The sequence below is a fragment of the Pseudarthrobacter sulfonivorans genome, assembly GCF_031454915.1.
Lineage (GTDB): Bacteria > Actinomycetota > Actinomycetes > Actinomycetales > Micrococcaceae > Arthrobacter > Arthrobacter sulfonivorans_C.
The window spans coordinates 1-5,354 of sequence record NZ_JAVDRS010000019.1; the positions used below are offsets into that span (position 1 = coordinate 1).

The 5,354-nt window shown below is 55.3% G+C and carries 2 rRNA genes; both read right to left on the minus strand.

Going from position 1 to position 5,354, the window contains the following annotated elements:
- Window positions 1-6: 6 nt before the first annotated feature.
- A 23S ribosomal RNA gene (locus J2808_RS22155) occupies window positions 7-3,156 on the minus strand.
- Window positions 3,157-3,717: 561 nt separating this feature from the next.
- A 16S ribosomal RNA gene (locus J2808_RS22160) occupies window positions 3,718-5,243 on the minus strand.
- Together the 16S and 23S rRNA genes form the textbook arrangement of a ribosomal RNA operon.
- Window positions 5,244-5,354 lie beyond the last annotated feature (111 nt).

A 5,354-nucleotide genomic window follows, 5' to 3' on the forward strand; every position in this document is an offset into this window, starting at 1 on the left:
TGGTGTGTGGTGTAAGTTATCGGCCTATTAGTACCGGTCAGCTTCACGAGTCGTTAGTCCTCGCTTCCACATCCGGCCTATCAACCCAGTGGTCTGGCTGGGGGCCTCTCACACACAAGGTGTATGGAAATCTCATCTCGAAGCGAGCTTCCCGCTTAGATGCTTTCAGCGGTTATCCCATCCGAACGTAGCTAATCAGCGGTGCACTTGGCAGTACAACTGACACACCAGAGGTTCGTCCGTCCCGGTCCTCTCGTACTAAGGACAGCCCTTCTCAAATTTCCTGCGCGCGCAGCGGATAGGGACCGAACTGTCTCACGACGTTCTAAACCCAGCTCGCGTACCGCTTTAATGGGCGAACAGCCCAACCCTTGGGACCTACTCCAGCCCCAGGATGCGACGAGCCGACATCGAGGTGCCAAACCATGCCGTCGATATGGACTCTTGGGCAAGATCAGCCTGTTATCCCCGAGGTACCTTTTATCCGTTGAGCGACGGCCATTCCACAATGTACCGCCGGATCACTAGTCCCGACTTTCGTCCCTGCTCGAGATGTCTCTCTCACAGTCAAGCTCCCTTGTGCACTTACACTCGACACCTGATTGCCAACCAGGCTGAGGGAACCTTTGGGCGCCTCCGTTACTTTTTAGGAGGCAACCGCCCCAGTTAAACTACCCATCAGGCACTGTCCCTGACCCGGATTACGGGCCGAAGTTAGATGTCCAAAGTGACCAGAGTGGTATTTCAACGATGACTCCACCCGAACTGGCGTCCGGGCTTCAACGTCTCCCACCTATCCTACACAAGCCACTCCGAACACCAATACCAAACTATAGTAAAGGTCTCGGGGTCTTTCCGTCCTGCTGCGCGTAACGAGCATCTTTACTCGTACTGCAATTTCGCCGAGTTTATGGTTGAGACAGCGGGGAAGTCGTTACTCCATTCGTGCAGGTCGGAACTTACCCGACAAGGAATTTCGCTACCTTAGGATGGTTATAGTTACCACCGCCGTTTACTGGGGCTTAAATTCTCAGCTTCGCCCGTAAGGGCTAACCGGTCCTCTTAACCTTCCAGCACCGGGCAGGAGTCAGTCCGTATACATCGTCTTGCGACTTCGCACGGACCTGTGTTTTTAGTAAACAGTCGCTTCCCCCTGGTCTCTGCGGCCCCGATCCCCTCCCACCAGCGTGTGGTGTTCAAGGTTGGGGCCCCCCTTCTCCCGAAGTTACGGGGGCATTTTGCCGAGTTCCTTAACCATAATTCTCTCGATCGCCTTAGTATTCTCTACCTGATCACCTGTGTCGGTTTGGGGTACGGGCGGCTAAAACCTCGCGTCGATGCTTTTCTCGGCAGCATAGGATCACCAAATCCCCCCGTGAGGGGGTCCCATCAGATCTCAGGCATCATGAACAGCGGATTTGCCTACCGTTCGCCCTACATCCTTAGACCGGGACAACCATCGCCCGGCTTGGCTACCTTCCTGCGTCACACCTGTTAATACGCTTGCCTCCCAGGATCAGGTCCCGCGCTCCACCAAAAACCACATCACCCCGAAGGGTGCGCGGTCAGGTCTCGGGCGGTTAGTATCCCCTGTTCAACATGGACGGTTTTTCGCCGGTACGGGAATATCAACCCGTTGTCCATCGACTACGCCTGTCGGCCTCGCCTTAGGTCCCGACTTACCCAGGGCAGATTAGCTTGACCCTGGAACCCTTGATCATTCGGCGGACGGGTTTCTCACCCGTCTTTCGCTACTCATGCCTGCATTCTCACTCGTGTAGGCTCCACCGCTGGTTTACACCGCGACTTCACTGCCCACACGACGCTCCCCTACCACTCCAAACGCCTGAACCAACCCAACACGTGGGCGGCTTGGCAAATATTTGAAATCCACAACTTCGGCGGTGTACTTGAGCCCCGCTACATTGTCGGCGCGGAATCACTTGACCAGTGAGCTATTACGCACTCTTTTAAGGATGGCTGCTTCTAAGCCAACCTCCTGGTTGTCTTCGCAACTCCACATCCTTTCCCACTTAGCACACGCTTAGGGGCCTTAGTTGGTGGTCTGGGCTGTTTCCCTCTCGACTATGAAGCTTATCCCCCACAGTCTCACTGCTGCGCTCTCACTTACCGGCATTCGGAGTTTGGCTGACGTCAGTAACCTTGTAGGGCCCATTAGCCATCCAGTAGCTCTACCTCCGGTAAGAAACACGCAACGCTGCACCTAAATGCATTTCGGGGAGAACCAGCTATCACGAAGTTTGATTGGCCTTTCACCCCTACCCACAGCTCATCCCCTCCATTTTCAACTGAAGTGGGTTCGGTCCTCCACGACGTCTTACCGTCGCTTCAACCTGGCCATGGGTAGATCACTTCGCTTCGGGTCTAGATCACGCCACTGCAACGCCCTATTCAGACTCGCTTTCGCTACGGCTTCCCCACACGGGTTAACCTCGCGACGTAACACTAACTCGCAGGCTCATTCTTCAAAAGGCACGCCGTCACACCCATACAGCAAGCTGCAGATGCTCCGACGGATTGTAAGCACACGGTTTCAGGTACTGTTTCACTCCCCTCCCGGGGTACTTTTCACCTTTCCCTCACGGTACTGGTCCGCTATCGGTCATTAGGGAGTATTTAGGCTTATCAGGTGGTCCTGACAGATTCGCACGGGATTTCTCGGGCCCCGTGCTACTTGGGATACTCTCCAGGCGGCACAAAACATTTCGGTTACGGGGCTCACACCCTCTCTGGCCGGCCTTTCAAGACCGTTCACCTATGCCTGCACATCACACCTCACCAGTCCGGCAGAACTGATACGGAAAGTCCCACAACCCCGACCATGCAACGCCCGCCGGCTATCACACATGGAACGGTTTAGCCTGATCCGCGTTCGCTCGCCACTACTGACGGAATCACTATTGTTTTCTCTTCCTGCGGGTACTGAGATGTTTCACTTCCCCGCGTTCCCTCCACGCACCCTATGTGTTCAGATGCGGGTCACCAGGCAGCTCGCGCCCCTGGCGGGGTTTCCCCATTCGGACACCCTGGGATCACAGTCCGGTTATCGACTCCCCCAGGCTTATCGCAGATTCCTACGTCCTTCTTCGGCTCCTAATGCCAAGGCATCCACCGTGTGCTCTTAAAAACTTGACCACAAAAGATCAATTCAGAAATTTTCGAGAGAACCACGAAAACCAACCACACCCAACAACCACCCACCCCGAAAGGCAGACCATCATCACGCGCAGCCAGATCCAGGTTCATATTCTTGGAAATTGCTTCTTATAAAAGATGCTCGCGTCCACTATGTAGTTCTCAAACAACAACCCCAAACCACACACCCCACACACAACCCCCACAAAAAGGGTTGACCGTGCACTCGGTGCAGCCAGGAAACCAGAAACAAACAAACCCGGAAACAGGGAACCACAACCTTCCAGCCATGATCCCCAACCCGGCCCTGTTGCCTCAGGACCCAACAGTGTGCCAAACACTACCCAACAACCCGCACCCGCCGCGTTCCAGGACACCGCCCTCCACGAAGAAGAAACAGCATCCGTACTAACAACCGGTCCGTGCCACCAGGCACCTATTCGTTGATATTCCACCCTTGAGCACCCGCCGCAGAACTAGCGTCTGCGCAACGGGCATATACTCCTGACAAACCCTCCACACTCACATACATGAGGCAAGGTGCTTGTAGGTGCTCCTTAGAAAGGAGGTGATCCAGCCGCACCTTCCGGTACGGCTACCTTGTTACGACTTAGTCCCAATCGCCAGTCCCACCTTCGACAGCTCCCTCCCACAAGGGGTTAGGCCACCGGCTTCGGGTGTTACCAACTTTCGTGACTTGACGGGCGGTGTGTACAAGGCCCGGGAACGTATTCACCGCAGCGTTGCTGATCTGCGATTACTAGCGACTCCGACTTCATGGGGTCGAGTTGCAGACCCCAATCCGAACTGAGACCGGCTTTTTGGGATTAGCTCCACCTCACAGTATCGCAACCCTTTGTACCGGCCATTGTAGCATGCGTGAAGCCCAAGACATAAGGGGCATGATGATTTGACGTCGTCCCCACCTTCCTCCGAGTTGACCCCGGCAGTCTCCTATGAGTCCCCGCCATAACGCGCTGGCAACATAGAACGAGGGTTGCGCTCGTTGCGGGACTTAACCCAACATCTCACGACACGAGCTGACGACAACCATGCACCACCTGTGAACCGACCGCAAGCGGGGCACCTGTTTCCAGGTATTTCCAGTCCATGTCAAGCCTTGGTAAGGTTCTTCGCGTTGCATCGAATTAATCCGCATGCTCCGCCGCTTGTGCGGGCCCCCGTCAATTCCTTTGAGTTTTAGCCTTGCGGCCGTACTCCCCAGGCGGGGCACTTAATGCGTTAGCTACGGCGCGGAAAACGTGGAATGTCCCCCACACCTAGTGCCCAACGTTTACGGCATGGACTACCAGGGTATCTAATCCTGTTCGCTCCCCATGCTTTCGCTCCTCAGCGTCAGTTAATGCCCAGAGACCTGCCTTCGCCATCGGTGTTCCTCCTGATATCTGCGCATTTCACCGCTACACCAGGAATTCCAGTCTCCCCTACATCACTCTAGTCTGCCCGTACCCACCGCAGATCCGGAGTTGAGCCCCGGACTTTCACGGCAGACGCGACAAACCGCCTACGAGCTCTTTACGCCCAATAATTCCGGATAACGCTTGCGCCCTACGTATTACCGCGGCTGCTGGCACGTAGTTAGCCGGCGCTTCTTCTGCAGGTACCGTCACTTTCGCTTCTTCCCTACTGAAAGAGGTTTACAACCCGAAGGCCGTCATCCCTCACGCGGCGTCGCTGCATCAGGCTTTCGCCCATTGTGCAATATTCCCCACTGCTGCCTCCCGTAGGAGTCTGGGCCGTGTCTCAGTCCCAGTGTGGCCGGTCACCCTCTCAGGCCGGCTACCCGTCGTCGCCTTGGTGAGCCATTACCTCACCAACAAGCTGATAGGCCGCGAGTCCATCCAAAACCACAATAAAGCTTTCCACCCCCCACCATGCGATGAGGAGTCATATCCGGTATTAGACCCAGTTTCCCAGGCTTATCCCAGAGTTAAGGGCAGGTTACTCACGTGTTACTCACCCGTTCGCCACTAATCCCCCCAGCAAGCTGGGGATCATCGTTCGACTTGCATGTGTTAAGCACGCCGCCAGCGTTCATCCTGAGCCAGGATCAAACTCTCCGTTGAAGTAAAACAAAAACGAACACAACCAACACCCCCGGAAATAACGGAAGAAGAAGGCTGCAAAATTTGAAACCAGCTGTAAAAACCAGACCACACCACGGGGTGGCGGATCCA